The following is a 26,122-nucleotide window of genomic DNA, read 5'->3' on the forward strand; positions in this document are numbered from 1 at the left end:
CTCCATTCCGAACCTGGAAGTTAAGCCCTTCAGCGCCGATGGTACTGCGACCGGGAGGTCGTGGGAGAGTAGGACGTCGCCGGACATTCACACTGTTAAGGGCCACCCCACACCGGGGTGGCCCTTAACATTTCCCCCACCAGTTTTTGATCCTTAACTGTTCTGACCTCGAGCGGTCGGCCCATCAGGCCGGCCGCTTTCGCACGTCCAGACCACTTCGCACGTCCAAACACTCAGCGCCTATGGGACGCATGTTCCATCCGCCACTGCCCTCAAGCCTGGTTTGCTACCAGCTCAAGTCTTTTGAGCGTGCGGCTACCAGTTGTCCGTTCCCGCCCGAGGGAGCGCCGGCGTACGTGAGATCGCGGCACACGAGCGCTACCCGGGAGGTGCTGGCGTTCAGGTCCTCACCCAGGATCGACAGGGGCTGGGTCGTGGTGGTGCCAAGGTTGACGGCGCCGCGGCAGATCGAGTGCCCCAGACACTTCTGGTCTTCGTTGTCGCCCGGCTGCCCGGCTGCCCGGCTGCCCGGCTGACCCGCCTTGGCCAGGGGCTGACCGGCATTGCCGTTTGGCCGGGGGCTCAGCGGCATCGCCGTGGTGCGCAAGATCCGCGGCCATCGCGCCGGCCCGCCCGGTGACGATCCGTGCCGCCGGTACTCCGGCGGCGGCATCGCGACCCAGGCGCTGCGCGAGCAGACGATTCGCACCGCCGGTATTACGGCGGCGGCATCGCGATCTAGGCGCTGCGCGAGCACAAGGAGGTCGTCACTGCGGTCCGCAGGGGCCACCGGAGCAGGCCGGATTCGCCAGGCCAGGTCGTCGCGCGGGTTCATCAGCCGTCTGTCGGCAGAGTGGTGGGCCGTCGCTGGCGCCGCCGTGGCCGAGGGCCTCACCGGCGGCACGGGCCTGGACTTGCCCTGGTGGGTGAACAGCGCCCTGCCGGGCGCTCTGGCGCGCCGGGTAGAGGTGGAGGGGTCACCATCCCGTGTGGCGGTCGACTCGGATGCATCCCCGTCGGCCCGGAGTTGGGCTGCCGCACCACGTTGCCTCTGGGCCAGCGCGATTCGGTGCCTGCGTGCGGGAGCGCCAGGTTGTGTGGGGTGTCGGCGGGGAGGGTGGCTTCGTGGAGTCCGCCGCCGAGGATGCGGAGACCGTCGCGAAGGAGATCCCCAGAGTAGTCATGAGCTCGTATGCCCGATGAGCAGGTCGTCGCACTGGTCCTCGGCGAGGCCGCGGGATGGAACAGCGTCCCCGAGCGGCAGCGTATCTCCATGAGGACCGGCGTGGCCGGGCGGAGGTGGCTGCGGAGGGTTGTTCGGTGAGCTGCTTTGCGGAGGGTTCGGTGGCGCGGGCGTGGCGTCGCATGCATGCCCGGGGTTCTCGACGAGCGCGTGCGAGGTGCGGTACTGGTGCCTCGTGGAATCAGAGGTGCGGTGCAGAACGTCGTTGGAATGACCTGAGACTGGTGGCTTGGAGCCGGCAGCAGGTCAGAGGTCTTCTGGGGTGATTCCTACGAGGGCGGCTGCGGCGCAGATGTGGACCGGGGAGAGGTCTATGGGGGCTACGGGGGCCTCGAGGAGGGTGCCTCGTTCGAAGGGGGTGAGGTCTATGTCGATGCCGTGGGCGCCGGCGACCATTCCTCGTACGTAGGTGAGCCAGCCCATGGTGGGGATGCCGCGGCGGAAGAGGCCGGCGGCTGTGGCGAGCTCGGTGTCGGCGATGCTGGCCCATTCGGGTTCCCAGATCGTGACTACTGCTCGGAGGACCTGGGCGAAGCGTTCGGACTGGATGAGGGCGTCATCGTCGCTCCAGTGCAGGGTGAGCTGGTCTGACGCGGTGGTCAGGGTGCTGCCCATGGAGAGGTCGAAGAGCCAGGGGAGTTCGCCGGTGCTCTGCAGGTGGAGTCTGGTGGTGCTGGAACCGTTGGAGAGGACCTTGGTGGTGGCCTCGACCATCTCCTCGAGGGGAGTGGTGCCGTCGGCCTCCAGTACGTGGTACCCCCAGCGCTCGTCCTGGGTCCAGGCGTGGACGTCGGGGAAGGCCACGGCGACTGCGGTGAGTGTTCGGCCGACACGGAGTGCGCGCTGCTCGACGGACTCGTCGCGGTGCGACCACTGGGCGCGCAGAAGCCAGGATGCCATTCACGCCCTCCGATCGGTTACCGGCTGGAGTTGCCCCACGGACGGTACGCCGCGTGATGACGGGTTGGCCAGATGTGAGCGGTGGAAGCGGGTGACATCCCCGTTCAGCAGACGCATCACAGGTCTAGTGTGGCGGATCCCGGGTGTGGACCAGACCACCGGGGTGCCTATTCCGCAGTATCCCGCCCTAACCTGCGCTGTTTGGTGGGGGTGGGGCGGCGCCGTGGTGCTGGGTTACGGGGTGTCGAGGGTGGGGGTCGGGAGGTCGAGGGTGGGGGCTGGGCCTCGGTAGGAGTCGAGCCAGGTGCGGAGGAGTTCTACTCGGGCGGCGTAGTCTTCGTTGCCCTTGACGACGGGGGCCTGGTTGTAGGGCATGGTGTCGGAGCTTCGGCGGAGTTTGACGTAGAGGCGGGACGACGCGAGGGCGTAGCGCTCCATGTCGTCCTGGAGGGCGCCGATGACGGTGATGTTGCGGTCTCGGCCGATTTGTTCGAAGAGGGCTACTGCCTCTCGGCGGTGCTGGGAGCCTAGGTTGCGGCCGAGCTCGTCGAGGATCAGGAGCAGGGGGCGGTCGCTGCCGCCGGCCAGGGCTGCGGCGCAGACGAGTTTGACGGCCTTCTCGTCCATCTGGGCGGTGTTGCCCTTGACGTTGAAGGCGGAGAACGGGCCGCCCTCGGAGCGGCGCCACTTGGGGGTGACGGTCCAGCGCCAGGGCTTGTCGGGCTCGGACGGCGGGTCGGGTTCGGGGTACTCGAGCTTCGCGCCGTAGCCGCCGTACGCCTGGTCGAGGCGGTCGAACTCGTTCGACACGAGTCGCAGGCGGGACTTGATGCCGTCGGCGAGGGATGCGCGGTGGGCGCGGGCGGTGCTTTCGGCCTCACCGAGGCCTTCGCGGGCGCGTTCGAGGGCGGCGTTGCGCTCGGCGCGCTGGCTGGCGATCTGCTGTTGCTGCAGGCTGTCGAAGGTCTCGTGCTGGGCGAGGTGGCTGGCCAGCGTGCGCTGCAGCGCGGGGACCAGGCCGACGCGGGTGCCGAGGGTGCCGGTCGACCAGCCGTCGGGGCCGTTCAGGATCTCCCACAGTTCGCTGGGGATCTCCTCCCGGGAGCGCGCGTTCGGGAAGCAGCGGCGGATGACGTCGTCGAGCTGGGTCGAGGTCTGGTGGTTCCAGTCGGCCGTCGTACGGCGCTGAGTGTCGCCGGCGAGGGCGAGCAGGAACTCGGACGCCTCGTCGGCGGTACCGCCCCAGGCCGTCGTACGGGACACGAGGTCGAGGCCGGTCTGCTCCTCGAGCAGGATCAGGCGGCGGCCGCCGAGCTCGTCGAGCAGGCGGTCGTGCTCGCGGCGGGTGGCCTCGAGGTTCTTCAGGCGCTCGTCGCGGACCAGCTGCTGGCCGGCCGCGGCTTCCGCTGACTCCTTCGCGGCCTGGAGCTGGGGGGCGAGGGCGTCGCGGTCGGTTTCGTGGCGGTCGTTCTCCTCGCGCAGGGCGAGCATCTGCTCCTGCAGGTCGGAGGCCGTGCCGAGGGCGCGGGCGGCCGCCGTACGGCGTTCAGCCTGCTGGACGCGGGATCGGGCTTGTTCCAGCGCGGCGGATGCGGCGGCGCGTGCCTCGACGGCGGATTCGACGCGGCGGCGGGCGGCCTCGATGCGGGCGGTGCGACCGGTGATCGGCTCGTCGTGCTGGCCGACGGAGATGACGCCGGCGGGGTCGTCGATGAGTTCCTTGCTCGCGCGTGCGGCGAGGGTGGAGAAGAAGGTGTCGAGCGAGAAGCGCGGGTCAGCTGAGCTCGGGCCGTTGGCTGCCGACTTGCGGCCCTTCGCGGCCGAGCCGGACGCCTTGGCGGCGGCCGCGCTGGTGCCGGGGGCAGAAGAGGCGGCGCCGTCGGAGGCCGAGGTGCCGGAGGAGCCCGAGGCCGAGGCAGCGGGGGCGCTGTCGCCGGGGCGGTTGGCGAGGACCAGGAGGAAGCCTGGGTAGCCGGCGTCGGCCAAGGCCGACGCGGCCAGAGTGGCGTCGTCGGCGTCGACGACTACGGCTTCGCTGTACGGCGAGAGGCGCGGTTCCCACTCGGCGCGGTCGCCGGCGGGGAGTTCGGTGATGTCGGTGAGGGCGCCGCAGGCGATGCCGGCGTTCTCCAGAACCTGCTGCTGCGGCGCGGACACGGTCTGGCCGCTCTCCGCCTCGCGCAGCTCGCCGGACGCCTGGTCGACGGCCAGTCGGGCCGCGTGGTCGCGGCCGATGTGCTCTTCGAGTACGGCGCGCGCTTCGTCCTGCTCGGTGAGCGCGACGTCCAGTTCGCGGCCGTCGGCCGAGCGGCCGGCGTCGACGAGGCGGCGGTGCTCTTGGCCGAGGCGCTCGAGCTGCTCGCGTACCGAGCGCTGCGCGAGGTCCAGTTCACGGTCCCGGGCGTCGAGCTTGTCGCGTTCCTGGCGGGTCAGCTGTACGTCGCGGAGGAGGTTCTCCTCGCTGCCGAAGGCGTCGATCTCGGTGTCGACGGCCTCGCGTCGGGCTTCCTGCTCCGCGACGCGTTCGTCGAGGGCAGCCAGCTCGTGCAGGATCTCGCTGTTCCGGGCGTCGCCGTCGACCAGGTGACGGGCGCAGCGTGCCAGCCAGGACTCCTTGGCGGCGGCCAGAGCGGAGCGGGCCGCAGCGCGCTGGAGGATGCCCGCCTCGACGGTGGCCATCTCCTGCTCCCAGCGCTGCAGGTCTGCGGCCGCCTGCTTGGTCGCCTCGCGCTGGGTGTGCTCCGCGGAGCGGTGGGCCTGCTCCTGCTCGAGTTCGTGGTCGAGGCCGGTGAGGGTGGCGATGGCGTTGAAGATGCGCGCGGGGCCGAGCTCGTTGAGCGGCTCGGCGAGGAGGTTGGCGGTGGGGCTGGAGCGGACCGAGGTCGACAGGAACGAGACGCAGCGCACCTGGCCGCCGTACAGGACCTGGGAGAGCTTGTTCGCGTGGTAGTCGGTGCGGCCGTTGGAGTGGGGGAGTGCGGCCCAGAGGGCGTCGGCGCCGGCGGCGCGTTCCGACTCGGTGGCGCCGTACGGGACGTGCAGGCCGTTCTTCCAGCGGAGGTCGAGGTACGACGCCTTGCGGTTGATGCGGATCCAGACGGTGATCGCGGCGGACTCGATCTCGGCGAGGTCGGTCAGGTCGGGGTCGGAGAAGACGCCGACGATGTAGCCGCGGTCTACGTTCGACCAGTTGCCTTCCTGGCCGGCTGCTTCTGCGGTGAAGAGGAGCTCTGCTGCGCCTGGGGCGCCGCTGGTGAGGCGCCATTGGTCGTCGGCGTGGAGGAGGGAGAGCGCGGCGATCCAGGAGGACTTGCCGGCGCCGTTGGAGTCGACCGGGCCTTGGCCGGCGACCGTCACGAGGCCTTGGCCGACCATGGGGATGGGGTGGGTCGAAAGGCGGGAGAGGTCGACGACCTGTACGCCGATCAGGACCTTCGAGCCGAGGATGTCGAAGGCGCCGTCGGACGGGCCTTCGGTGGTACGGCGGGTGCTGGGCTTGGGCTTGGCGTCCTTGCCTGACGGGGTGTCTGCAGAGGTCGCCTCCGCCGACTTGGGGGTGGATGGCGTGCTGGCGTTGGCGTTCGCGGTCGCCTTGGTGTCGGTCGCGGTCGCGGTCGCTGCCGTGGCGGCCTTGGGCTTCGCGTCCTTGCCTGACGGGGTGTCGGCAGGGGTCAGCTCCGCCGACTTGGGGGTGGATGGCGTGCTGGCCTTGGCGTTCGCGGTCGCCTTGGTGTCGGTCGCGGCCGCTGCCGTTGCGGCCTTGGGCTTCGCGTCCTTGCCTGACGGGGTGTCGGCAGGGGTCAGCTCCGCCGACTTGGGCGTGGTCGGGCCCTCGGGGGCGTTGTTGTGCTTGCCCTCGGGTGATGCTGGGCTCATGCCGCTCCCTCGTCTTCGGTGATGCCTTTGCGCGCGCGGATGGCCTCCGCGATCGGGCTGGCCGGTGCGGCCGCGAGGATCAGCTGATCCTGGAGGCGGCGGCGGGCGGCCGGGGTCAGTCGTTGGAGTTGGGGACCGGGGATGTAGCTCGGTCCGCCGGAGTGGTCGCCGGAGAGTTGGATCAGGCCGGCGGCTCGGAGTCGTTGCAGGGCTAGGCGTCGTTCCTCGCCGCTGATTTTCGTGGTGCGCAGTTCGTCGACGGTGGTTGGGCGGGCTGACTTCCAGCTGTCGCCGGTGAGGATGCCTTCGCTGCGGGGGATCGCGACTGAGTGCACGAGGACCAGGACGAGTACGGCGCGGTCTACGGCGGACAGGGGTTGCCAGCCCTGCGCTGTCAGGGTTTTGGCGACGTCGTCGGCGTAGCCGGAGGTCCAGTGGGTGCCGTCGACCTTGACCAGGACTCGGCCGATCAGGGTGAGCATCTTCTGGACCTGGCGGCGGAGGGTGACGTCGCGGAGGCCGGGGAGCTGGACTTCGGCGACCGGGTTGGCGGCGTACTGGACGGCGCTGAACGCCGCGAGCACCTCGTCGCGCGAACGGTCGCTGAGGTCGCGAAGGATGGGGTCGAAGAGCGCGTGCTGCTCAGTCATCGGAGTCCCCCGATGCGTCAGCCGAAGCCGGAGAAGACGAACCGTCCGAACGCGCCGGGTCCGCCGGAGCATCGGAGGAATCCTCCGATGCGTCAGCCGGAGAAGACGCTCCCTCCAAGGGCGCCGGGTCCGCCGGGGCATCGGAGGCGTCCTCCGAGACAACAGCGGCCGCATCGGCCGGTCCATCAGGTCCAGGCACCCGGCCGTCCGGTGCAGGCGAGGAGGAGTCCTCGGAAGGCAGCGGATCCGCGGGCGTTTCCGGCTTGCGTTCAGCCAGTACGGCGGCCGGCGGATCCGGGAGGACTCTGCAGATTTCCCGAAGGGTGGCGAGGTCAGACGTACCCCAGGTGATCGTGCGAGGTCCGAGTCGAACCTCCCCGACCTTCTCGTCCCAGAGGAGCCAATGCGTGGAATGCAGTCGGCGAAGACTGCCGATGATCAGCGTGAGGTCACTGGACTGCTCAGGCCGCCCACGCATCCCCGCGTACACCGCCTTGATCTGCACCAAGGTCCCGACAACGCCAGGCCAAGCAGACGCATCCCGCTCGACCCAGCAGCACGCCACGCAGATCGACAGCACCCGAGCCGTCTCGTTCGGCATCTCGACAGCAACCGGCGGCGAGCCAAGCTCCTCCAGTACGCCGTGCCCCGCACCATCCGGCAACGTCGGCAGCACCCACACCCCCGACCCATCAGGCTCGACCGCACGCGCCAACCCAGCGACCGCAGGCGTGTCCACCGGGACCTTCAACGCCCCGCCCGACTGCACCTTCGCCCACCACAACGCGTTGTACACGCGCCCGTTCTCCACAACCTCCGACGAGGACGAGGACGACGTCATCGCGTCACCCGCCGGAACTCGCCCTCGGTCGCCCACGGCGTCCCCGCGGCAGGATCGATCCGCATCCCGTCCGACCACACCAGCTCGTAGTCCAACTCGTCGTGCAGATGCGCCGCCGTCAGCTCAGCCAGCACGCGACGCGCAGTCACCCAATCCCCGGCGTCGTCGACCACCGACACGATGCTCACGGTGTCCCGCCCGGCCAGCACCCGCTCGGCCTCGGCGCGCAGATCCTCCCGATCGGTCGCCGCGGCGGACTCCGGCGCCTCGGTCTCCGCCGACGGTCGAGGTGGCGCCATCCGCGCCGTACCGGTACGACGGCCCGTCTCGACAGCCTCCAGCATCGTCTCGGGCGAGAAATCCGGAGCGGCCGTGTCGAACAACAGCCCATCCAGTACGCCGGCTAACACCTCGGTGTCACTCCCACGCGTGAAGGACAGCCAGGTCTCGATCGGCAGCAACCCCAGCGCCCGCGTCGTACCGGCCCGTTCCACAAGCCGCCCGGCCGCGAGCTGCACCGCATCGGCGTACGCCGCGAGCGCCATCCGCAGCTGCGTGCAGTCCCGGTGCAGGGTCGGCCAGCGCTCGAGCACGATCCGGTGGACCTTCTCGGCCTGCTCGATCAGCCGCTCGTTGCCCCACGCGAGCTGCGCGTTCTCGCGGAGCTGGGCCGTCGTACTGGTCGAGACCAGGATGGCCAGCTCGTTCCCGAGCAGCCGGAAGACCTTGGTCAGCCGCAGGATCGACGCCTGGCCCTCGTCCTCGGTGGCGCGCGGGTCGCTGACGCTGTGCGCCTCGAGGGTGAGCAGCTGGTGCAGCTCGCCCTGGCCGCCCTGCACCGACATCCGGCGCAGGAACATCAGCATCACGTACGGCGCGAACGCCGCGCGGTGGCGCAGCTCGTTGGGCCGGTCGACGAGTTTGGTGATGGCGCCGTACTGCCGCAGCACCTCGAAGCGGCGGACCACCAGGTCGTGCGCGAAGGCGCGGCAGGCCTGGGTCGCCTGCTCGACGGTCATCCCGTCGCTGCCGGCCTCGGCGAACGCGTCCAGGATCGCCTGGTCGACGTCGAGCAGCTCCGGGTCGACGATCATCGCCCCGGCCTCGCGGGCGAGCACGGCGAACACCTGCCGGTAGACCCGCAGGACCGCGGCTTCCGCCTCGGCGTCCAGCAAAGTGGCGTCCATCGCACCTCCTCCCGTCGGCCACCGCCCCGAATTCGGCGACCAGACAAGGGACTCTAGCGACCAGGACCCACAGACCGAAAACCGACCGACCGGCATCCTGTGGACAACTCGATGACAACTACGAGGAGCGCGGCGCCGCCGTCGATTCCCGCGTGATCAGCCGGACGTCGAGCGTGATCGGATCGGCCGGGTGCTCGGCGCGTTCGACCGCCGCCAGCAGCAGCCGGACGGCGATCGCCGCCTTCTGCGGGATGTCCTGGGCGATCGTGGTCAGCTTCGGCGTCACGTACCGGCTCAGGTCCAGGTCGTCGAACCCCAGCACCGACACATCTCCCGGCACCGAGCAGCCCGCCTCGGCCAGCCCCTCCATGATCCCGATCGCCAGGATGTCCGCGGTCGCGAAGACAGCTGTCGCGTCAGGATGCGACGAAGTCAACCCGAGCCCCAGCGAAAGCCCCGAAGCGTGATCGGTGGTCGAGACCGTCACCAGCCGCTCGGTCCACGGAACCCCGGCCTCGGCGAACGCGGCCCGGAACCCCTCGTACCGCTGATGCACCACACCGACGTCCGAGAACGCCGGCCCCGCGAACACGATCTCTCGATGCCCCAGCGCCAGCAGATGCCGGGCCGCAAGCAGGGCGCCGGTGTAATCGTCAGACCGTACGCCGGTAGTCAGCGGGTTGGCCGAGTAGCTGTCGATCGCCAGCAGCGACACCTTCCCCACGGTCGCAGCGGCCAGCCGGTCGATCTCCTCGTCCAGGAACCCGAGCAGCACCGCGCCGTCCAGGCTCCACGACTGCAGCGCCTCGGCGACCTCGGCCGGCTGCGAGATGCCGCGCAGCAGCAGGTGGTACCCGCCCTTGCGCAGCTCGCGCTCGATCAGCCCGACGATCGCGACGTTGTGCGGACTGATCATCAGGCTGTCCTCGTCGGCGGCCGGAACGAGCAGCCCGATCAGCCGCGACGACTTGGCCGCGAGGCTGCGTGCGGACGCGCTCGGGACGTAGCCGCGCTCGGCGACGATGCGCTGGATCCGCTCGATCGTCTCGGGTGAGACGCGCGCCCGCTTGCCGTTCACCACGTTCGACACCGTCATCATGCTCACCCCGGCCTCGTCGGCGATGTCCTTCAGCGTGACCCGCACGGATCTCCTCCCGACCTGTTGACAATCCCGATTCCCAGACTCTACGGTCCACCACAAGGTGGAGCGCTAAACCTACCATCAAACAAGGCGTTCCGGGACAGGGAGTGGACGATGGAGTCGAGCCTCGAGCCGGCAGTCGCGGCCTCAAAAGAGTGGTGGCGCGACGCCGTGATCTACCAGATCTACCCGCGCAGCTTCGCCGACGGAGACGGTGACGGGACCGGCGACCTGGCCGGCGTACGGGCTCGTCTGCCGTACCTGAAGAGCCTCGGCGTCGACGCGCTCTGGTTCACCCCGTGGTACCTCTCGCCGTTGGCCGACGGCGGGTATGACGTCGCCGACTACCGCGTGATCGACCCCGCGTTCGGGACCGTCGAGCAGGCCGAGCAGCTCATCGCCGAAGCCCAATCGTTAGGCATCCGAACGATTATCGACGTGGTCCCGAACCACATCTCCAGCGAGCACGTCTGGTTCCGCGAAGCGCTGGCGGACGAACCAGGGGCCCGCGAGCGCTTCTGGTTCCGCGAGAGCGAGGAGCTGCCGACCGACTGGGTCTCCAGCTTCTCCGGCGACACCTGGACCCGCACCAAGAACGCGGACGGTACGCCGGGGGAGTGGTACCTCCACCTGTTCACCCCCGAGCAGCCCGACCTCAACTGGAACCACCTCGACGTGCACCGCGAGCACGAGGACATCCTTCGCTTCTGGTTCGACCGCGGCGTCGCCGGAATCCGGATCGACTCGGCCACGATGCCGGTCAAGGACCCGACGTTCCCCAACCTCGCCAATGCCGAGCAGCACCCGTACGTCGACCGCGACGGCGTCCACGACATCTACCGGGAATGGCGCAAGGTGGCCGACGAGTACGACCCGCCGAAAGTCCTCGTCGGCGAGATCTGGCTCGCCGATCCCGAACGCTTCGCTCGCTACCTGCGCCCGGACGAGATCCACACCGCGTTCAACTTCGACCTGATGGGCCGCCCGTGGGACGCCGCCGAGCTGCGCGAATCGATCGAGACGACGCTGGCCGCGCATGCGCCGGTCAACGCGCCCGCGACCTGGGTGCTGTCCAACCATGACGTCACCCGCCCAGTCACCCGCTACGGACGGGAGGACAGCTCGTTCTCCTTCGCCACCAAACGGTTCGGCGTACCGACCGATCTCAAGCTAGGCACGCACCGGGCGAGGGCAGCCGCGTTGCTCACGGCCGCGTTGCCGGGCTCGCTCTATCTGTACCAAGGCGACGAGCTCGGTCTCCCCGAGGTCGAGGACCTGCCGCACGACGCGCTCCAGGACCCGATCTTCCACCGCTCGGCCGGTCAGGACCCGGGCCGCGACGGCTGCCGGGTTCCCTTGCCCTGGACAACGACCGGCGCGAGCTTCGGCTTCAACAGCCAGGGCTTCACGCCGTGGCTGCCGCAGCCGGCCGACTGGGGCGCATGGTCGGTCGAGAAACAGCAGCAAGAAGAAGACTCGATGCTCCAGCTCTACAGAGCAGCCCTCCACCAGCGCAAGCAGCTGCCAAAACCCTTCGCCTGGCACGAGCTCAACCACCAAGATCTGATCGCCTTCACCCGCGGCGAAATCCTCTGCCTCGTCAACTTCGGGCCGCCGCTCGCGCTGCCCGCCCAGTACGAAGTCCTGCTCGCCAGTACGACGGTCGCCGGCGAGCTCCCCACCGATGCCGCTGCCTGGCTCCGGCCCATCCCCACAGGAGTTTGACCCATGAAGAAGCTGATCACGCCACTCGTCCTGGTGGGCCTGCTCGCCGCGTCCGCCTGCAGCGAAAGCAAAGAACCCGAGGCCGACGCCGGCCCGGTCACCCTGAAGGTCGCCCGCGATCCCGGCCTCGACAAGGGCGCGATCGCCGCGTTCGACGAGCGGGTCGCGCAGTTCGAGAAGGCCAACCCCGGCATCGACGTCCAGCCGCAGGAGTACAACTGGACGGCGACCACGTTCACGGCCCAGCTCGCCGGCAACACGCTGCCCGACGTGTTCACGGTCCCCTTCACCGACGGCCGCGGCCTGATCGAGCGCAAGCAGATCGCGGACATCGGCGGTCTGGTCGGCGGTCTCCCGTACGGCGCGAAGTTCAGCCCGAACGTCGCGAAGTCGGGGCAGGCCGAGGACGGCAAGATGTGGGCCGTCCCGATCGCGGCGTACGGGCAGGCCCTGCACTACAACCGGACCCTGTTCAAGCAGGCAGGTCTCGACCCGGACAAGCCGCCCGCGACCTGGGACGAGATCCGCAGTGCGGCCAAGCAGATCGCCGAGAAGACCGGCAAGGCCGGATACGCCCAGCTGACCACCGACAACACCGGCGGCTGGATCCTCACCACGCTGGACTACGCGTTCGGCGGCCGCGCCGAGAAGATCGACGGCGACAAGGCGACCGCCGAGCTCGACACCCCGCAGATGGCCGAGGTGCTCCAGCTGCTGAAGGACATGCGCTGGACCGACAACTCCATGGGCGCCAACTTCCTCTACGACTGGGGCAGCATCAACCAGGCGTTCGCGGCCGGCCAGATCGGCATGTACGTGTCCGGTGGCGGCAACTACGGCTCGCTGTTCACGCAGAACGCGCTCAAGCCGGCCGACTACGGCGTGACCGTCGTACCGCTGAAGGACTCGCCGGACGCCGGTGTGCTCGGCGGTGGCACGCTCGCGACGGTCAGCGCGAAGGCCGGGGAGTCGACTAAGGCCGCGGCGGTCAAGTGGATCGACTTCTACTACCTGAAGAAGCTGATCGACCAGGAGTCCGCCGTACTGGATGCCAAGACCACGGCCGCGTCCAAGCAGCCGGTGGGGGCGCCGCAGTTGCCGGTGTTCGACAAGGCGACGTACGACGAGTCGCTGGGCTGGGTCAAGCAGTACGTGAACGTCCCGCTGGAGCAGATGGTGCCGTACACGGACAAGATGTTCGACCAGCCGCTGGTGACCGAGCCGTCCCGCTCGACCCAGGAGGTCTACAAGGTGCTCGACCCGGTGGTGCAGACGGTGCTGACCAAGAAGGACGCCGACATCGCCGACCTGCTGAAGAAGGCCGACGCCGAGGCGCAGGCCCTGCTGGACCGGAACTGACCGGATGCGCACCTCCTCCAAGGGCGCCCTGGTGTTCCTCCTGCCGCTGCTGCTGGTGTTCGGGCTCTTCTCCTGGTTCCCGATCGCCCGCGCCGTGGTGATGAGCTTCCAGGAGACCAACCTGGTCACCCCGCCCACGTTCGTCGGGCTGCAGAACTTCCAGGACGTCCTGGCCGACCCCCTGCTCTGGACAGCGGTCAAGAACACCCTGTACTTCGCACTGCTCGCCCTGCTCTTCGGCTACCCGGTCCCACTGCTCGCGGCAGTGCTGATGAGTGAGGTACGCCGGTTCAAGGGGCTCTACAGCGCACTGGCCTACCTGCCCGTCGTCATCCCACCGGTGGTTGCCGTACTGCTCTGGAAGTTCTTCTACGACGCGTCACCGAACGGAGTCTTCAACACCATCCTCGGCTGGGCCGGACTCGGCCCGGTGTCGTGGCTGCAGGACTCCGGCTCGGCCATGCCCGCACTGGTCCTGGAAGCGACCTGGGCCGCGACGGGCGGCACGGTGATCATCTACCTGGCCGCACTGACCGGAGTCTCCACCGACCTGTACGAGGCCGCCGAGATCGACCGCGCGTCGATCTGGCGCAAGGTCTGGCACGTCACGCTCCCGCAGCTGCGCGGGATCCTGCTGATCACGTTCATCCTGCAGATCGTTGGTACTGCCCAAGTATTTCTCGAGCCGTTCCTCTTCACCGGCGGCGGCCCGGCCAACTCGACCACGACGATCCTGCTGCTGATCTACAACTACGCCTTCGCCAACAGTCTCGGCGGCGCGTACGGCTCGGCGACCGCGCTGAGCATCATGCTCGCGGTCGTGCTCGGCCTGCTGTCCGCGCTCTACTTCCGCCTGACCCGATCCTGGAGCACGACATGAGCAGGGGCATCCTGTCCGACTCGGACTGGCGCCGGCCAGGTCTCCGGCGTACGTCGTACGGCGTGCACGCGGTGCTGCTCGTGCTCCTCTTCCTGGCCGGACTCGGCCCGATGCTGTGGCTCGCCAAGGGAGCCCTGACGCCGACGCAGGACACCCTGCGCGCGCCGCTCGCACTCTGGCCGAACGGGATCGACTGGGCCAACCTGTCCACCGCGTGGACCCGCGTCGAGATCGACAAGTACTTCTTCAACACCGTCGTCCTCGCCGCCGGCTCCTGGCTGGTGCAATTGCTCGTGGCAACGACCGCCGGGTACGCCCTGGCGATCCTCCGACCGCGGTACGGCAAGCTCCTGACCGGCGTCGTCCTGGCGACGCTGTTCGTCCCGTCGGTCGTCCTGCTCGTCCCGCTCTACCTCACGATCGTCGACCCGCCGCTGCTGAAGGTGTCGCTGATCAACTCGTTCTGGGCGGTCTGGTTGCCGGCCGGGGCGAACGCGTTCAACATCCTGCTCGTGCAGCGGTTCTTCGCGAACCTGCCGCGCGAGGTGTTCGAGGCCGCGCGGGTCGACGGCGCCGGTCCGTACCGGCTGTTCTGGTCCGTCGTCCTGCCGATGTCGCGGCCGATCCTCGGGGTGGTCTCGGTGTTCGCCGTGATCGCCGCCTGGAAGGACTTCCTCTGGCCGCTGCTGGTCCTGCCCGATCCCGATCGTCAGCCGCTGTCGGTGCGGCTGCCCGCGTTGCAACGGTTCGTCGAGCTCGACGTGTTCCTGGCCGCGCTCGCGATCTCCACCGTCATCCCGGTCGCACTGTTCCTGGTGTTCCAGCGCCTCTTCCTGAAGTCCGGGGCGCTGGGCGGTGCCGTCAAGGGATGAACCACCTCACCCAGAGAAGGGCCCGCCCATGCCCAGATTCCGACTCGTTGCTGTTCTAGTGCTCGCCCTGGCAGCGCTGACCATCCCAGCCGAAGCCGCAACACTCGAAGCCGAGAGTGCCGCACTCTCGGGCGGTGCAACCGCCCAGACCGAGCACGCCGGCTACACCGGTACGGCGTACGTCGGTGGTTACACCGACGGCAACAAAGGCAACGCCGCCACCACCTTCACCGCCTCGTCGGCCCAAGCGGGAACCGGTACGGCGACCCTGCGCTACGCCAACGGCACCGGCGTCACGATGACGCTGTCCCTGTACGTCGGCGGCTCGAAGCTCCGCCAGATCAACCTCCCCGCGACCGGCGGCTGGGCGAGTTGGGGCACCTCGAGCGAATCCGTCCCGCTCACAGCCGGCGCGAACACCATCGCCTACCGCTTCGACACCTCCGACTCCGGCAACGTCAACCTCGACAACCTGAACGTCTCCGCGCCCGTCCCGCCGTCCGACGGCACCGGCCTCGAAGGCGGCTTCCTCTCCGGCGGTGCGACCATCGGCACCGGCGTCAGCGGCTTCACCGGCAGCGGGTACGTCACCCTGAACAACCAAGGCAGCCGCGTCATCCGCACCGTCAAACTCAATGCCGCAGGCAACATCAACACCATCCTGCGCTACAACAACTCGACAGGCAGCACCAAGACCCTCAGCGTCTACGCGAACGGCGTCAAGACCGGCCAGCTCTCGTTGCCCCCGGCCACCGGATGGTCGACAACGCAACAATCGCTGCCGCTGCGCCAAGGCCTCAACCTGATCGGCTACCAGTACGACACCGGCGACAGCGGCAACGTCGCCCTCGACGACGTCACCGTCACCGGCGCGGCCGCCCTCGCGACGCGTGGCGCGACCGTCAACTACACCGAGTACGAAGCCGAGAACGGCAGCACGAACGGCACGGTCCTCGGCCCCGACCGCACTTACCGAACCATCCCCTCGGAGTCCTCCGGCCGCCGCTCGGTCCGCCTCGACAACGCCGGCAAGTACACCCAGTTCACCCTGACCCAGCCGACCAACTCGCTCGTCGTCCGCTACTCGATCCCGGACAACGCCGCCGGCACCGGCATCTCCGCACCGCTCGGCATCTACGCGGGCGGCACGAAGGTCAAGGACGTCACGCTCACCTCGGCGTACAGCTGGGTCTACGGGCTCTACCCGTTCCCGAACGACCCGGGACTCGGCAACGGCCACCGCTTCTACGACGAGGTCCGTACGACGCTGCCGAGCTACCCGGCCGGGACCGTGCTCAAGCTCCAGAACGACGGCTCGACGCCGATCACCGTCGACCTGATCGACACCGAGGTCGTCGCTCCGGCCCTGACCGCACCGGCCGGCGCGCTCGACGTCACGTCGTACGGCGCGACCTCCGGCTCCGGCGACGACACGAACGCCTTCACGACGGCGATCAGCGCGGCGAAGTCGCAGGGCAAGCCGCTCTGGGTCCCGGCCGGCACCTTCGACCTGACGAACCGGCTCAACGTGGACAACGTGACGATCCGCGGCGCGGGGATGTGGCACACCACGATCCGCGGCAACAACGGGCTCGGCGGGTTCCTCGGGATCGGTAGCAACATCCAGCTGGCCGACTTCACCTTCGCGGGCGACGTCCGGTACCGCGATCCCGACGGCGCGGTCACGACGCACGCGGCGATGCAGGGCGACTTCGGGACCGGCTCGCTGATCCACAACGTGTGGGTCGAGCACGCGAAGGTCGGACTCTGGGTCAACAACGCCAACGGGCTGTACATGGCCGGCGTACGGATCCGGAACACGTTCGCCGACGGCGTGAACCTGAACGACACCGTCAGCAACTCCCGCGTGGACCAGACCGTACTGCGCAACACCGGCGACGACGCGCTCGCGATGTGGTCGTTCAGCGCGTCGGTGACCAACAGCGCGTTCACCTTCAACACCGTCCAGTCGCCGGCGCTCGCCAACGGCGCCGCGATCTACGGCGGCAACGGGAACCGGATCGAGGACAACCTGGTCTCCGACACCGTCTACACGGCGTCCGGGATCACCGTCTCGACCTGGCACGGTGCGCAACCGTTCGCCGGTACGACGGTCGTGCAGCGCAACACGATCACCAGGGCGGGCGGGTTCAACACCGACTGGAACAGCAGCCAGGGCGCCCTGTGGATCTACGCCGAGTCCCGCGACATGACGGCACCGGTGCTGATCAAGGACGTCGACATCCTCGACAGCACGTACCAGGGCATCCTGATGACCTGGCAGCGGCCGATCACGAACATCACCTTCGACCACGTGAAGGTGAGCGGAGCCGGCACGTACGGCATCGAGATCTTCAGTCCCGGTTCCGGCACCTTCAACTACGTCACGGTCTCCGGCACGGGCAGCGGCGGTCTCAACAACACCACCGGCTACACCCTCAACCGAGGCCCGGGGAACTCGGGCTTCTGACCCCCTGAAAGCTCGCCGACGACCGAACCGGGAGAATTGGTTCGGTCGTCGGTGAACAGGGAGAGTGACGTGACGTTCGTGCCGGGTGAAGTGGTCGCGCCGGGGGATCCGCGGATCCTGCTGGAGGGACAGTGGGGACACCAGCCGGGGCTGGCGGTCACGGTCAACTCTGGGTCCCGGATGTCGTTCGGGTTCAGCGGGACCGGGCTGCAGGTGCTGTTCGACACCGACGGGCTCGAGGTCGCGCCGCACCTGTGGGTCACCGTGGACGACGGCGAGCCGACGCTGCACCTGATCGAGCAGCCAGTGCTCGAGCTGAGCGTCGACGACGGCCGGCACACGGTCGAGCTCGTGGTGAAGGACGTCAACGAGTTCGTCAACCGGTGGGAGCCGCCGTTCGCCTGCGCGGTGAGTTTCGCCGGGCTGATCCTCGACGACCGGACGACGCTGCGGCTCGGGGCGCAGCCGGGCGGTCCGCGGTTCGAGTTCTACGGCGACTCGATCACCCAGGGCGTGCGCGCCCTGAGCGAGGATCCCGAGTCGGCGGGCGCTGACGGGACGAAGGCCTTCGCCTACTTGACCGCCCGCGCGTTCGGCGCCACGTCGTACCAGGTCGGCTTCGGCCGGCAAGGCGTCATCAAGCCGGGCAACGGCGGCGTCCCGGCCGGTCCGGAATCCTTCGGCTGGAACTTCGCCGGCTCCCGCGCGCTCCGGATCGCCGCTCCCGACCTGGTCGTGCTCAACCTCGGCGTGAACGACGACACGCTGAGCCCCGAGCAGTACGCCGACTACCTGCGAGTCGTCCGTACGGCGTACCCGACGAGCACGATCGTTGCCGTCAGCCCGTTCAGCGGCAGGTACGCCGTGGAGATCGAGACCGGTGTGAAGTCGCTCGACGACCCGGCGGTCCACTACGTGCCGACCACCGGCTGGATCACCGAGGCCGACTGCACCGACGGCCTGCACCCCTCGGTCACGGGTCACGCCAAGATCGCCGACCGCCTGATCCCGGTGCTGCAGGAGATCACGGGCCTGCGGCTACGCTGAGGTATGGCGGACTTCGCAACGATCGACGAGTACCTGGCCGCGCTGCCCGCGGACGTCCGGCCGGTGGTCGAGCGGATCCGGAAGACGCTGCACGACGCCGTACCGGACGCGGGGGAGAAGATCGCGTACCAGATGCCGACGCTGACGCTCGACGGCAAGTCGCTGGTCCACTTCAGCGGCTGGAAGCAGCACGTCTCGCTGTACCCGGTCCCGCCGGTCGACGACGAGCTCGCGGCGGCGATCGCGCCGTACGTCGCGGGCAAGGGCACGCTGAAATTCCCGCTCAACCAGCCGATCCCGTACGACGTGATCGCCCGGCTCGCGCAGGCGTACGTCGACTCCCGCTGACGGCCTAGCGCAGCAGTTCCTGCGGATCCGCCGCCGGCGGACCGTCCAGCGTCCAGTCGCCGAAGTGCTCGGTGAACAGGTACCACAGCCCGTCGCGCCCCAGCCGCAGCTGCCGCCGCCCCGAGGTCACCCTGTTCTTGTCGACTCGCGGCGCATCGGCCCACGCCGGGCCGCGACTCGCACCGGCCAACCGACCGCCGTCGTTGTCGAGCGCCGCCAACGCAGTCTCGCCCTCGGCCAACGCGCCAGGCTCCGGCTTGAACGACTCGGCCGCAACCGCCAGGCCACCCGGCCCAGCGTCCCGCCACGCAACCGCCCAGTTCGTCAGCTTCCGCGAAGACACCCCGGCCCGATGCGCGAGATCGGCCAACGCCGACCGGCCAAGCACCTCCGCAGCCCGCCGCGCGAGATCCTGCTCGAAGGTCAACGACAACCCGCCGTCCCCAACGGCCAACTCCCACGCGCGCCGCGCGGCATCCGTCGCGAGCGTGACCAGATCCGAGCCCTCGACACCCGACGACCGAGGCGGCGCCAACGCGAGCACCGCCGCAGGCACGCCCGGCTGCCCGCCAGGCCGCAACGGCGTCGGCACCTGACCCGGCGTCGCAGCAAAAGCCTTCCGAGCCAGTACGCCGGTCGGCTTCACCTTCACCGTGCTCGGCGCCGTCTTCCGCCGCGCCCGCAGTGCGTCGAGCAGCTCGTCACGCCGCCGCCCGCGCAGCAGCATCAACGCGAACGGATCGTCGTCCAGCGCATCCGCGATCAGGTAGGCGACCGCCGCCGCATGCTTGCACGGCACGGCGAAGTCCGGGCAGTTGCACGCAGTCCGCACCTCACCCGCGCCCGGCAGCAGATCCAGCCCAGCAGCCTGTACGTCGTCCACGAGCTCCGGCGGCAGTTCACCGTCGAGCAGCGCGGCGACCCGCCCGATCTGCGCCGACACGATGTCGAGCACGGCGTCCCACTCGGCGTCGGTGAACGCCCTGATCTCCACCGTCACCCCGTACGGCGTGACGCGGCTGCCCTGCACCTCGGCGTGTACGACGCCCGGATCGACCGTCAGCTCCAGCACGCTGCCGCGCCGCGCGTACGACCGGCCGCGGCCCAGGCGGTTCGGATCGAGCCGCGCCCGCTGCTCCAACGCCTCGAGCCACGCCTTGCCCCACCACGTCGTACCGAACGGACGTCGCGCACCCGGTCCCTTGACCGCGGGCAGTCCGGCGTTCTCGCCGCCGCCTCGCCAGCCGCGCCAGGGCGCGCGGTCCTCCGGACTCATGGCGTTTTCCCAACAGCAGAAGGGTTGTGGAAGCTCGCGGCGCCCGCCTTCACCGGCGTGGTCGACAGTTCGACCAACTCGGTCAGCTCGGTGTCGGACAGTTCGCTCAACCACGCCTCGCCCGAGCCGACGACCGCGTCCGCGAGGTCGCGCTTGGCCGCGATCACGGTCGCGATCCGGTCCTCCAGCGTGTTCTCCGTGACGAGTCGATGCACCTGCACCGGCTGATCCTGGCCGATCCGGTACGCGCGATCGGTCGCCTGGTCCTCGACCGCCGGGTTCCACCAGCGGTCGTAGTGCACGACGTGCGTCGCCTTGGTCAGCGTCAGCCCGACCCCGCCCGCCTTGAGCGACAGCAGGAACACCTGCTGCTCGCCGGCCTGGAACTGCTCGACCATCTGCTCGCGCCGCCGGACGCCGATGCCGCCGTGCAGGAACAGCGACCCGATCTGCCGCGACGCCAGGTGCGCCTCGATCAGCCGGCCCATTTCGACGTACTGGCTGAAGATCAGCACCGACTCGCCCTCGGCCAGGATCACGTCGAGCAACTCGTCCAAGGCCGCGAGCTTGCCGGACCGCCGGGGGAGTGGGCCGGGCTCGTGCAGGAACTGCGCCGGGTGGTTGCAGACCTGCTTGAGCTGCGTGAGCAGGCTCAGCACGAGCCCGCGGCGTTCGATGCCCTTCGCCTGCTCGATCCGCGCGAGCGTCTCCCGCGCGACAGCCTGGTACAGCGTCGCTTGCTCGGTCGTCAGCGGTACGACGACGTCGTGCTCGGTCTTCGGCGGCAGCTCCGGCGCGATGCCCGGATCGATCTTGCGTCGGCGGAGCAGGAACGGCCGGGTCACCCGCGCGAGGCGAGCGGTCGCCTCGGCGTCGTGGTACCGCTCGACCGGTACGGCGAGGCTCTGGCGGAACCGCTCGAGCGTGCCGAGCAGACCGGGCGCGGCCCAGTCCAGGATCGACCACAGCTCGGACAGGCGGTTCTCCACCGGCGTACCGGTCAGGGCGAGTCTGGTTGCTCCGGGCAACGTTCTCAGCGAGCGGGCGGTCCGGGAGAGCGGGTTCTTCGCGTGCTGCGCCTCGTCGGCGACGACCAGGCCCCAGCGGATCTCGCCGAGCACCCGGTGGTCCTGCCGGACGACGCCGTACGTCGTGAGCACGACCTCGTCCTCGCCGAGATCGCTCAACGACCGAGCGCCGCCGTGATAGCGCCGTACGGCGACGTCAGGCGCGAACTTGGCGAACTCGCGCTCCCAGGTCCCGAGCAGCGTCGACGGGCAGACCACCAGCGTGGGGCCGCGCCCGCGGCCGGACAGGTGGAGGTGCAGTGCGATCACCTGGATCGTCTTGCCCAGGCCCATGTCGTCGGCGAGGCAGCCACCCAGGCCGAGCTCGGCGAGCTGCGCCATCCAGGCGACGCCGCGGCGCTGGTAGTCGCGCAACGTCGCGTGTAGCCCCGCGGGCTCGGCGAAGAGGTCGCTCTCGTCGGCGGACTCGTCCGCTGTCGGCCCGAGCTCGTCCGCGTCCGCGGCGCCGGTCCCGTCCGCGGCCCCGGTCCCGTCCGCGGCCCCGGTCCCGTCCGCGGCCCCGGTCCCGTCCGCGGCCCCGGTCCCGGCCGCGGCCCCGGTCCCGGCCGCGGTCCCGGCCCCGGTCCCGGCCGCGGTCCCGGCCCCGGGCTCGGCGGGCGACGGATCGCGGGCGTCGTCGCTTCGGTTGGCTCCTGGACCCGTGCGCAGCCGGTCGACCATCGTCTCCAGCGAACCACTCGGCTCGAACGCGACCAGCTCGCCGTCGACCTCGACCCGGCCGGTCAGCGCAGCGGCCAGTGCCTCAGCACCGGTCAGCTTGCGCGACGTACCCCGCCGGAGCTTGCGGACGAGGTCCTGGTCGATGCGCACCCAGCGGCCGCGCATCCGGATCATCGGACGCTTCGCCTCGGCCAGTGCGGTGATCTCCTGCTCGGTCAGCTCCGACCCGTCCAGCGTCGGCCGCCACTTGAACGCCAGCAGGTCCTGCAGATTGAAATCCGGCCCACTCACCGCAGCAGGAGTCGGAGTCGCCTGCACCGAGCCACGCACAGCCAGCTCACCAGCGAAGAGCTCAGCCGGCCAGAGCACCTCGATCCCCGCGCCGTCGAGCGCCGTACTGTCCGCAGCCAGGTCATCCAGCGCGTCGTCGTCGATGGTGATGTCAGAAGGCGCTGCGTCCTCCAGCGCGGCAGTCAGCGGAGGCCAGACCCGTGCGCCGCGCCGCAACGCCAGCAGCAGGTCCGTCTCGGCCCGCTCACCCAGTGCGGCCAGTACGGCGGGTGGCGCGCTCCACACGTCAGCCACGTCGACCAGCAGGCTCGGGTCGACTCCACTGCGCAGCTGCAGCACGGCCCGGAAGTCCTCCAGGTGGTCAGGCGGCTCGATCCGCAGCACCAGCCGCGCCCCGGCCTCCTCAGCCAGCGCCGTCTCAGTCAGCCACTCGGTCGGGCCGGTCAGCTCACGCGGCTCGATCTCAGCGAACGCACCCGCACTAGCCCGTACGGCGACCGCCGCCGCAGGAGTCCTCACCAGCATGTCGGCCAGTGCGTCCCAGAACGCCCGCACCAATTCGTCAGCCCCAACCAGCCGCAACGGCCTCGACCCCTCGACCGCCAAAGCATGCCCGTACGCCGGCATCGCCGCCGCAAGCTTCTTCAGCCAGCCCCGATCCACCGGATCCAACGGAGCCACCCGCCAAGCACCGAACCCCGCCGGACTCACGTCAGGAACGATCCGCCCCCGCCCAATCAGCCCAAACCCAGCCCAGAGCGCAGCCGCCCACGCCCGCCGACTCCCACTCCCCGCCTCGTCTACAGCTGCGCCCGCCGCGCCCCAAGCACCAGCCCCCGCACCGGCCTCGCCCCAACCCCCAGCGCCCGTCTCGCCCCAAGTACCAGCCCCCGCAGCGCCGCCCGCGTCGTCTACAGCTGCGCCCGACTCGCTCCAAGTACCAGCCCCCGCAGGTCCGCCAGCCTCGTCTGCAGCTGCACCCGACTCACTCCAAGTACCAGCCCCCGCAGCACCTGCCTCGCCCCAAGCCCCAGCGCCCGACTCACTCCAAGTACCAGCCCCCGCAGCGCTGACCTCGCCGACACTCAAATACTCGATCGCTTCCTCGATCGTCAGCAGCTTCGCCGGCACCAGCACCCGCCGTACGCGCTCACCCCGCGGCTGCACCAGCTCGATCCGCTCGTCCCCGACCACGCCTTCGCCGTACAGCGCAAGCCGCCCCGCGCGCGGCGGGTCAGCAGGCAGGAAGACGACCTCGACCACGCAAGGGAGGGTACGCGGCCGCACCGACAACTTGACCTCAACCATAGTTCAGGTAGCACCGTAGCGGCATGACAACGACCATGCGCGCAGCAGTGGTGACCGCCTTCGGCGACGCCGACGTGATCCAGCTCCAGCACCTACCGACCCCGACGCCCGGCCCCGGCGAAGTCCTCGTCGACGTCCAGCTCACCGACCTGATCTTCGTCGAGACCGCGATCCGCTCCGGCCTGCACGGCGGCTTCTTCGACGTCACCCCGCCGTACGTGCCCGGCAGCTCCTTCGGCGGCGTCGTCCGCGCGGTCGGCGACGGCGTCACCACGGACTGGATCGGCAAGACCGTCACCGGCCGCACACCATCCTTCGGCGCCCACGCCGAACAGGCCGTCGCCCCCGCGGAAGGCCTGCTCGAAGTCCCGAACGGACTGACGCTGGAAACCGCCGTGGCAGTCTCCGGCGACGGCTACACCGCGCTCATGCTGGAAGAGCTCGCCCCCAACCTCAAGGACAAGCACGTCCTGATCACCGCGGCAGCCGGCGGCATGGGCATCCTCCTCGTCCAGCTCGCCCACCAGGCCGGGGCCCACGTCATCGCCGCGGCCCGGGGCCAGGCCAAGCTCGATCTGGTGAAGGCCCACCACGCCGACGTGGTGATCGACTACAGCCAACCAGGCTGGGACAAACTGGTGCTAGAGGCAACCAACGGTGCCGGCGCCGACATCACCTTCGAAGGCGCCGGCGGAACCCTCGGCGCCACCGCGTTCACGGTCGCCGCCGACCACAGCTGGTTCTCCGCCCACGGTGCTCCCAGCGGCGGCTTCGCGGCGTACGACGAAACCGACGCCGAGCGCCGTGGCATCACCGTCAAGGGCATCCGCGACCTCCGCGTCGACACCACCACAACCACCGTCTCCGCCGCCCAGGTCCTTACCCGAGCCGCCCAAGGCGACCTCGTCCCGGTCATCGACCGTATCTACCCCTTGGACCAGCTAGCCGACGCCCACCGAGCCATGACGTCCCGCGAACTCGTCGGCAAGGCCCTGATTCGCATCCGTTAGCCAACCGCCACCGGGGGAACCGGGCCGGGTGAGGAGGTTCTACCGATGACTGTCGAACTCAACAAGAAGGCCCTCGATCACGCCAAGCACCTGATCAAGCAAGGGCAGCTCCAGCGCGACGAGCGGGACGACTGGAGCGAGCACGCGCCCAGCGCCGACCAGGAGAACGACTACCTCGACAAGCACGGCTGGGACGACTACGCCCAGTGGTACCTCGGTGTCGACACGTCGATGGGCGAGGAGACCAAGGGGCGCTACAAGTTCCCGTACGGCGATTTCCGGCGGGTGCACCGCTGCGGTGTGATCAGTGCGGAGTCCCGAGCCGCTCAGCAGAGCTACGACGACATCACCGAGGCCGTCGCCCAGCTGCACGAGCTGCTGGACGGGGACCACGCCTAGCTGAGCACGCGGCAGTTGACGTTTGCGTTAGCGGAAGGGCCAGTGCGGGCACCATCCCTGTAGGGAGGTCCCGCCATGGCCGAACCTCGAGCACGCCGACGGTGTCGTACTACGGGCGCCCGGCGGCGTGCCCTGGGTGGGTCAGTTGTCGATCGGCTGGGGGTCGACCGGCGCCGGCGGGTTGGGGCGGGCCGAGACGATCTGGTTGCGGCCGCCGCGCTTGGCGGTCAGGAGGGCGTTGTCGGCGGCCAGGATGAGCTGGTCCATGGTGCCGGCGACGTCGGGGTAGACGGCGGCACCGAACGACGCCGGGACGCCGCTGATGATCGCGGTCCGGTTGGCGACGGTCTCCACCGAGACGGTCAGGGCGCTGAGCCGGTCACGGATCCGCTCGGCGACCTCCAGCACCTCCACCTCGGACGCACCGGGCAGCAGCACCGCCAGCTCGTCACCACCGACACGGGCGACCAGGTCGCCCTGCCGCACCTCGGCGCGGACGCTCTCACCGACGGCCCGCAGCGCCCGGTCACCAGCCGGGTGCCCGTAGGTGTCGTTGATCTCCTTGAACTTGTCCAGGTCCAGCATCAGCAGACCGACGCTGCTGCGCAGGGACTCGGCCCGCGCGAGCTCGAGCGGCACGGCGTTCGCCCAGTACGACGGCGTGGCCAGGCCGGTCTTCACGTCGACGCCGGCAGCCCGCTGGTACTGCGGCAGCAGCAGGTCGCGGTGCAGGGCGAGCACGGTCACCATCAGGACCGGGACGACCCACGGGTACGACGACTGCAGCGCAGCGATCGCGATGCCCAGACCCAGTCCGGCGCAGATCACCAGCTGGTGGGACAGCTCGCCGAGCGCGTCCTTGGCCTTGGCCTCCGGCGAGGAGATCAGGATCGCGCCGACGACCAGCGCGTAGTTCACCAGCCACCAGGTCGCCGCGGCGGCCAGGACCACGAGGAGGGACCAGAAGTCGGTCGGCACCCGCGGCTCGCTGATCAGACCGCCGCCACGCAGTACGGCGGCGGCAGCGGCGCTGGCCAGGATGCAGGTCGAGTTGGAGAAGATCTTGCGGTGCGCGATCGTGCGCCCGAAGACCCGGAACCAGGAGTACAGGTACGACAGCACGACCAGCGGGATCACCAGCGACAACGGCAGCAGCAGCAGGCTGGCGAAGAACCACAGGCACTTGAGGTTCGTGTGCGGGGACGTGTTGGCGGCCATCTCCCGGCGCCGCTCGATCCCGCGGGCGGACTCCAGGTGCAACGTCGACGCGACCGCCAGCACGGCGAACGCCGTCCACTCCGCACTGGTGATCGGGCCGCTCAGCACCGTCGAGCGGACGGCCAGCGCCGTGATCACGAACGCGACCGCGTCGACCGCGATCACGTAGCCCAGAGCGGTGGGCGGCAGGGACCACAGTTTCCATTGCCGGGGTGGCACCCAACCGCTCCGACCGATCAGAATCATCATTAGCCTCACACTGTTCAGCCTGAACGGTATTGCAGTCATCGTAGTGGTTTGCTCACTTCAGGTCACCCCCACCCCCGGGGTAAT

At 69.6% G+C, this 26,122-nt stretch carries 19 protein-coding genes and 1 rRNA gene; 10 read left to right on the plus strand and 10 right to left on the minus strand.

Annotated elements, in window-relative coordinates:
• A 5S ribosomal RNA gene (rrf, locus tag ACYVIO_RS42705) occupies positions 1 to 85 on the plus strand; the annotation flags it as partial.
• Between the two features lie 201 nt (positions 86 to 286).
• Here the strand turns inward: rrf and ACYVIO_RS42710 are convergent.
• From ACYVIO_RS42710 to ACYVIO_RS42740, 7 genes are all read right to left on the minus strand, one after another.
• Positions 287 to 835 (minus strand): hypothetical protein, encoded by a 549-nt coding sequence (locus ACYVIO_RS42710; RefSeq protein WP_460656750.1) that lies wholly within the window; start codon positions 833 to 835, stop codon positions 287 to 289.
• Between the two features lie 654 nt (positions 836 to 1,489).
• Entirely contained in the window at positions 1,490 to 2,143 is a 654-nt protein-coding gene (locus ACYVIO_RS42715) for a hypothetical protein (RefSeq protein WP_460656751.1), read from the minus strand.
• 234 nt (positions 2,144 to 2,377) lie between these two features.
• On the minus strand, positions 2,378 to 6,019 hold the full coding sequence (locus ACYVIO_RS42720; protein ID WP_460656752.1) for a coiled-coil domain-containing protein: 3,642 nt from the start codon (positions 6,017 to 6,019) through the stop codon (positions 2,378 to 2,380).
• On the minus strand, positions 6,016 to 6,669 hold the full coding sequence (locus ACYVIO_RS42725) for a hypothetical protein (protein ID WP_460656753.1): 654 nt from the start codon (positions 6,667 to 6,669) through the stop codon (positions 6,016 to 6,018). Before ACYVIO_RS42725 ends, ACYVIO_RS42720 begins: the two co-directional genes overlap by 4 nt.
• On the minus strand, positions 6,662 to 7,510 hold the full coding sequence (locus ACYVIO_RS42730; RefSeq protein ID WP_460656754.1) for a hypothetical protein: 849 nt from the start codon (positions 7,508 to 7,510) through the stop codon (positions 6,662 to 6,664). The genes ACYVIO_RS42725 and ACYVIO_RS42730 overlap by 8 nt, the downstream gene beginning before the upstream one ends.
• Positions 7,507 to 8,697: a hypothetical protein gene (locus ACYVIO_RS42735; protein WP_460656755.1), complete on the minus strand. Its 1,191-nt coding sequence runs from the start codon at positions 8,695 to 8,697 to the stop codon at positions 7,507 to 7,509. The genes ACYVIO_RS42730 and ACYVIO_RS42735 overlap by 4 nt, the downstream gene beginning before the upstream one ends.
• Before the next feature lie 118 nt (positions 8,698 to 8,815).
• Complete coding sequence (locus tag ACYVIO_RS42740; RefSeq protein WP_460656756.1) at positions 8,816 to 9,841, minus strand: LacI family DNA-binding transcriptional regulator; 1,026 nt, start codon at positions 9,839 to 9,841, stop codon at positions 8,816 to 8,818.
• Positions 9,842 to 9,952: 111 nt separating this feature from the next.
• On the opposite strand from ACYVIO_RS42740, the gene ACYVIO_RS42745 reads away from it, so the two are divergent.
• The 7 genes from ACYVIO_RS42745 to ACYVIO_RS42775 all read left to right on the plus strand — a co-directional run bounded on the left by ACYVIO_RS42745 (position 9,953) and on the right by ACYVIO_RS42775 (position 18,539).
• Positions 9,953 to 11,563, plus strand: coding sequence for a glycoside hydrolase family 13 protein (locus ACYVIO_RS42745; RefSeq protein ID WP_460656757.1), 1,611 nt, complete (start codon positions 9,953 to 9,955; stop codon positions 11,561 to 11,563).
• A 3-nt stretch (positions 11,564 to 11,566) separates the two neighbouring features.
• A complete protein-coding gene (locus tag ACYVIO_RS42750) occupies positions 11,567 to 12,922 on the plus strand; it encodes an ABC transporter substrate-binding protein (RefSeq protein WP_460656758.1) in 1,356 nt (451 codons plus the stop codon).
• A gap of 4 nt (positions 12,923 to 12,926) precedes the next feature.
• The gene (locus ACYVIO_RS42755; protein ID WP_460656759.1) at positions 12,927 to 13,802 is read left to right on the plus strand and encodes a carbohydrate ABC transporter permease; all 876 of its coding nucleotides are present in this window, start codon (positions 12,927 to 12,929) and stop codon (positions 13,800 to 13,802) included.
• Entirely contained in the window at positions 13,799 to 14,674 is an 876-nt protein-coding gene (locus ACYVIO_RS42760) for a carbohydrate ABC transporter permease (protein WP_460656760.1), read from the plus strand. The genes ACYVIO_RS42755 and ACYVIO_RS42760 overlap by 4 nt, the downstream gene beginning before the upstream one ends.
• A gap of 28 nt (positions 14,675 to 14,702) precedes the next feature.
• A complete protein-coding gene (locus ACYVIO_RS42765; RefSeq protein ID WP_460656761.1) occupies positions 14,703 to 17,144 on the plus strand; it encodes a carbohydrate-binding protein in 2,442 nt (813 codons plus the stop codon).
• Positions 17,145 to 17,213: 69 nt separating this feature from the next.
• A complete protein-coding gene (locus ACYVIO_RS42770; RefSeq protein WP_460656762.1) occupies positions 17,214 to 18,191 on the plus strand; it encodes a GDSL-type esterase/lipase family protein in 978 nt (325 codons plus the stop codon).
• A gap of 3 nt (positions 18,192 to 18,194) precedes the next feature.
• The gene (locus ACYVIO_RS42775) at positions 18,195 to 18,539 is read left to right on the plus strand and encodes an iron chaperone (protein WP_460656763.1); all 345 of its coding nucleotides are present in this window, start codon (positions 18,195 to 18,197) and stop codon (positions 18,537 to 18,539) included.
• Between the two features lie 4 nt (positions 18,540 to 18,543).
• On the opposite strand, the gene ACYVIO_RS42780 is transcribed toward ACYVIO_RS42775, so the two are convergent.
• The gene (locus tag ACYVIO_RS42780) at positions 18,544 to 19,815 is read right to left on the minus strand and encodes an SWIM zinc finger family protein (RefSeq protein WP_460656764.1); all 1,272 of its coding nucleotides are present in this window, start codon (positions 19,813 to 19,815) and stop codon (positions 18,544 to 18,546) included.
• On the minus strand, positions 19,812 to 23,117 hold the full coding sequence (locus ACYVIO_RS42785; RefSeq protein ID WP_460656765.1) for a DEAD/DEAH box helicase: 3,306 nt from the start codon (positions 23,115 to 23,117) through the stop codon (positions 19,812 to 19,814). Before ACYVIO_RS42785 ends, ACYVIO_RS42780 begins: the two co-directional genes overlap by 4 nt.
• A gap of 68 nt (positions 23,118 to 23,185) precedes the next feature.
• Between ACYVIO_RS42785 and ACYVIO_RS42790 the strand changes: the two genes are divergently transcribed.
• Together ACYVIO_RS42790 and ACYVIO_RS42795 are read left to right on the plus strand one after the other, a co-directional pair.
• Complete coding sequence (locus tag ACYVIO_RS42790) at positions 23,186 to 24,172, plus strand: zinc-binding dehydrogenase (protein WP_460656766.1); 987 nt, start codon at positions 23,186 to 23,188, stop codon at positions 24,170 to 24,172.
• A 45-nt stretch (positions 24,173 to 24,217) separates the two neighbouring features.
• Positions 24,218 to 24,571 (plus strand): hypothetical protein, encoded by a 354-nt coding sequence (locus ACYVIO_RS42795; protein ID WP_460656767.1) that lies wholly within the window; start codon positions 24,218 to 24,220, stop codon positions 24,569 to 24,571.
• A gap of 141 nt (positions 24,572 to 24,712) precedes the next feature.
• On the opposite strand, the gene ACYVIO_RS42800 is transcribed toward ACYVIO_RS42795, so the two are convergent.
• Positions 24,713 to 26,038 carry a GGDEF domain-containing protein gene (locus ACYVIO_RS42800; RefSeq protein WP_460656768.1) on the minus strand — a complete coding sequence of 442 codons (1,326 nt, stop codon included), beginning with the start codon at positions 26,036 to 26,038 and terminating at the stop codon, positions 24,713 to 24,715.
• Between the last annotated feature and the right edge of the window lie 84 nt (positions 26,039 to 26,122).

This window comes from Kribbella endophytica, from assembly GCF_054781295.1.

Excerpts from the sequence above, each read along its gene's own strand:
- ACYVIO_RS42710 (WP_460656750.1), bottom strand. The coding sequence starts at position 835 with ATGAACCCGCGCGACGACCTGGCCTGGCGAATCCGGCCTGCTCCGGTG.
- ACYVIO_RS42715 (WP_460656751.1), bottom strand. The coding sequence starts at position 2,143 with ATGGCATCCTGGCTTCTGCGCGCCCAGTGGTCGCACCGCGACGAGTCC.
- ACYVIO_RS42720 (WP_460656752.1), bottom strand. The coding sequence starts at position 6,019 with ATGAGCCCAGCATCACCCGAGGGCAAGCACAACAACGCCCCCGAGGGC.
- ACYVIO_RS42725 (WP_460656753.1), bottom strand. The coding sequence starts at position 6,669 with ATGACTGAGCAGCACGCGCTCTTCGACCCCATCCTTCGCGACCTCAGC.
- ACYVIO_RS42730 (WP_460656754.1), bottom strand. The coding sequence starts at position 7,510 with ATGACGTCGTCCTCGTCCTCGTCGGAGGTTGTGGAGAACGGGCGCGTG.
- ACYVIO_RS42735 (WP_460656755.1), bottom strand. The coding sequence starts at position 8,697 with ATGGACGCCACTTTGCTGGACGCCGAGGCGGAAGCCGCGGTCCTGCGG.
- ACYVIO_RS42745 (WP_460656757.1), top strand. The coding sequence starts at position 9,953 with ATGGAGTCGAGCCTCGAGCCGGCAGTCGCGGCCTCAAAAGAGTGGTGG.
- ACYVIO_RS42750 (WP_460656758.1), top strand. The coding sequence starts at position 11,567 with ATGAAGAAGCTGATCACGCCACTCGTCCTGGTGGGCCTGCTCGCCGCG.
- ACYVIO_RS42755 (WP_460656759.1), top strand. The coding sequence starts at position 12,927 with ATGCGCACCTCCTCCAAGGGCGCCCTGGTGTTCCTCCTGCCGCTGCTG.
- ACYVIO_RS42760 (WP_460656760.1), top strand. The coding sequence starts at position 13,799 with ATGAGCAGGGGCATCCTGTCCGACTCGGACTGGCGCCGGCCAGGTCTC.
- ACYVIO_RS42765 (WP_460656761.1), top strand. The coding sequence starts at position 14,703 with ATGCCCAGATTCCGACTCGTTGCTGTTCTAGTGCTCGCCCTGGCAGCG.
- ACYVIO_RS42775 (WP_460656763.1), top strand. The coding sequence starts at position 18,195 with ATGGCGGACTTCGCAACGATCGACGAGTACCTGGCCGCGCTGCCCGCG.
- ACYVIO_RS42780 (WP_460656764.1), bottom strand. The coding sequence starts at position 19,815 with ATGAGTCCGGAGGACCGCGCGCCCTGGCGCGGCTGGCGAGGCGGCGGC.
- ACYVIO_RS42790 (WP_460656766.1), top strand. The coding sequence starts at position 23,186 with ATGACAACGACCATGCGCGCAGCAGTGGTGACCGCCTTCGGCGACGCC.
- ACYVIO_RS42795 (WP_460656767.1), top strand. The coding sequence starts at position 24,218 with ATGACTGTCGAACTCAACAAGAAGGCCCTCGATCACGCCAAGCACCTG.
- ACYVIO_RS42800 (WP_460656768.1), bottom strand. The coding sequence starts at position 26,038 with ATGATGATTCTGATCGGTCGGAGCGGTTGGGTGCCACCCCGGCAATGG.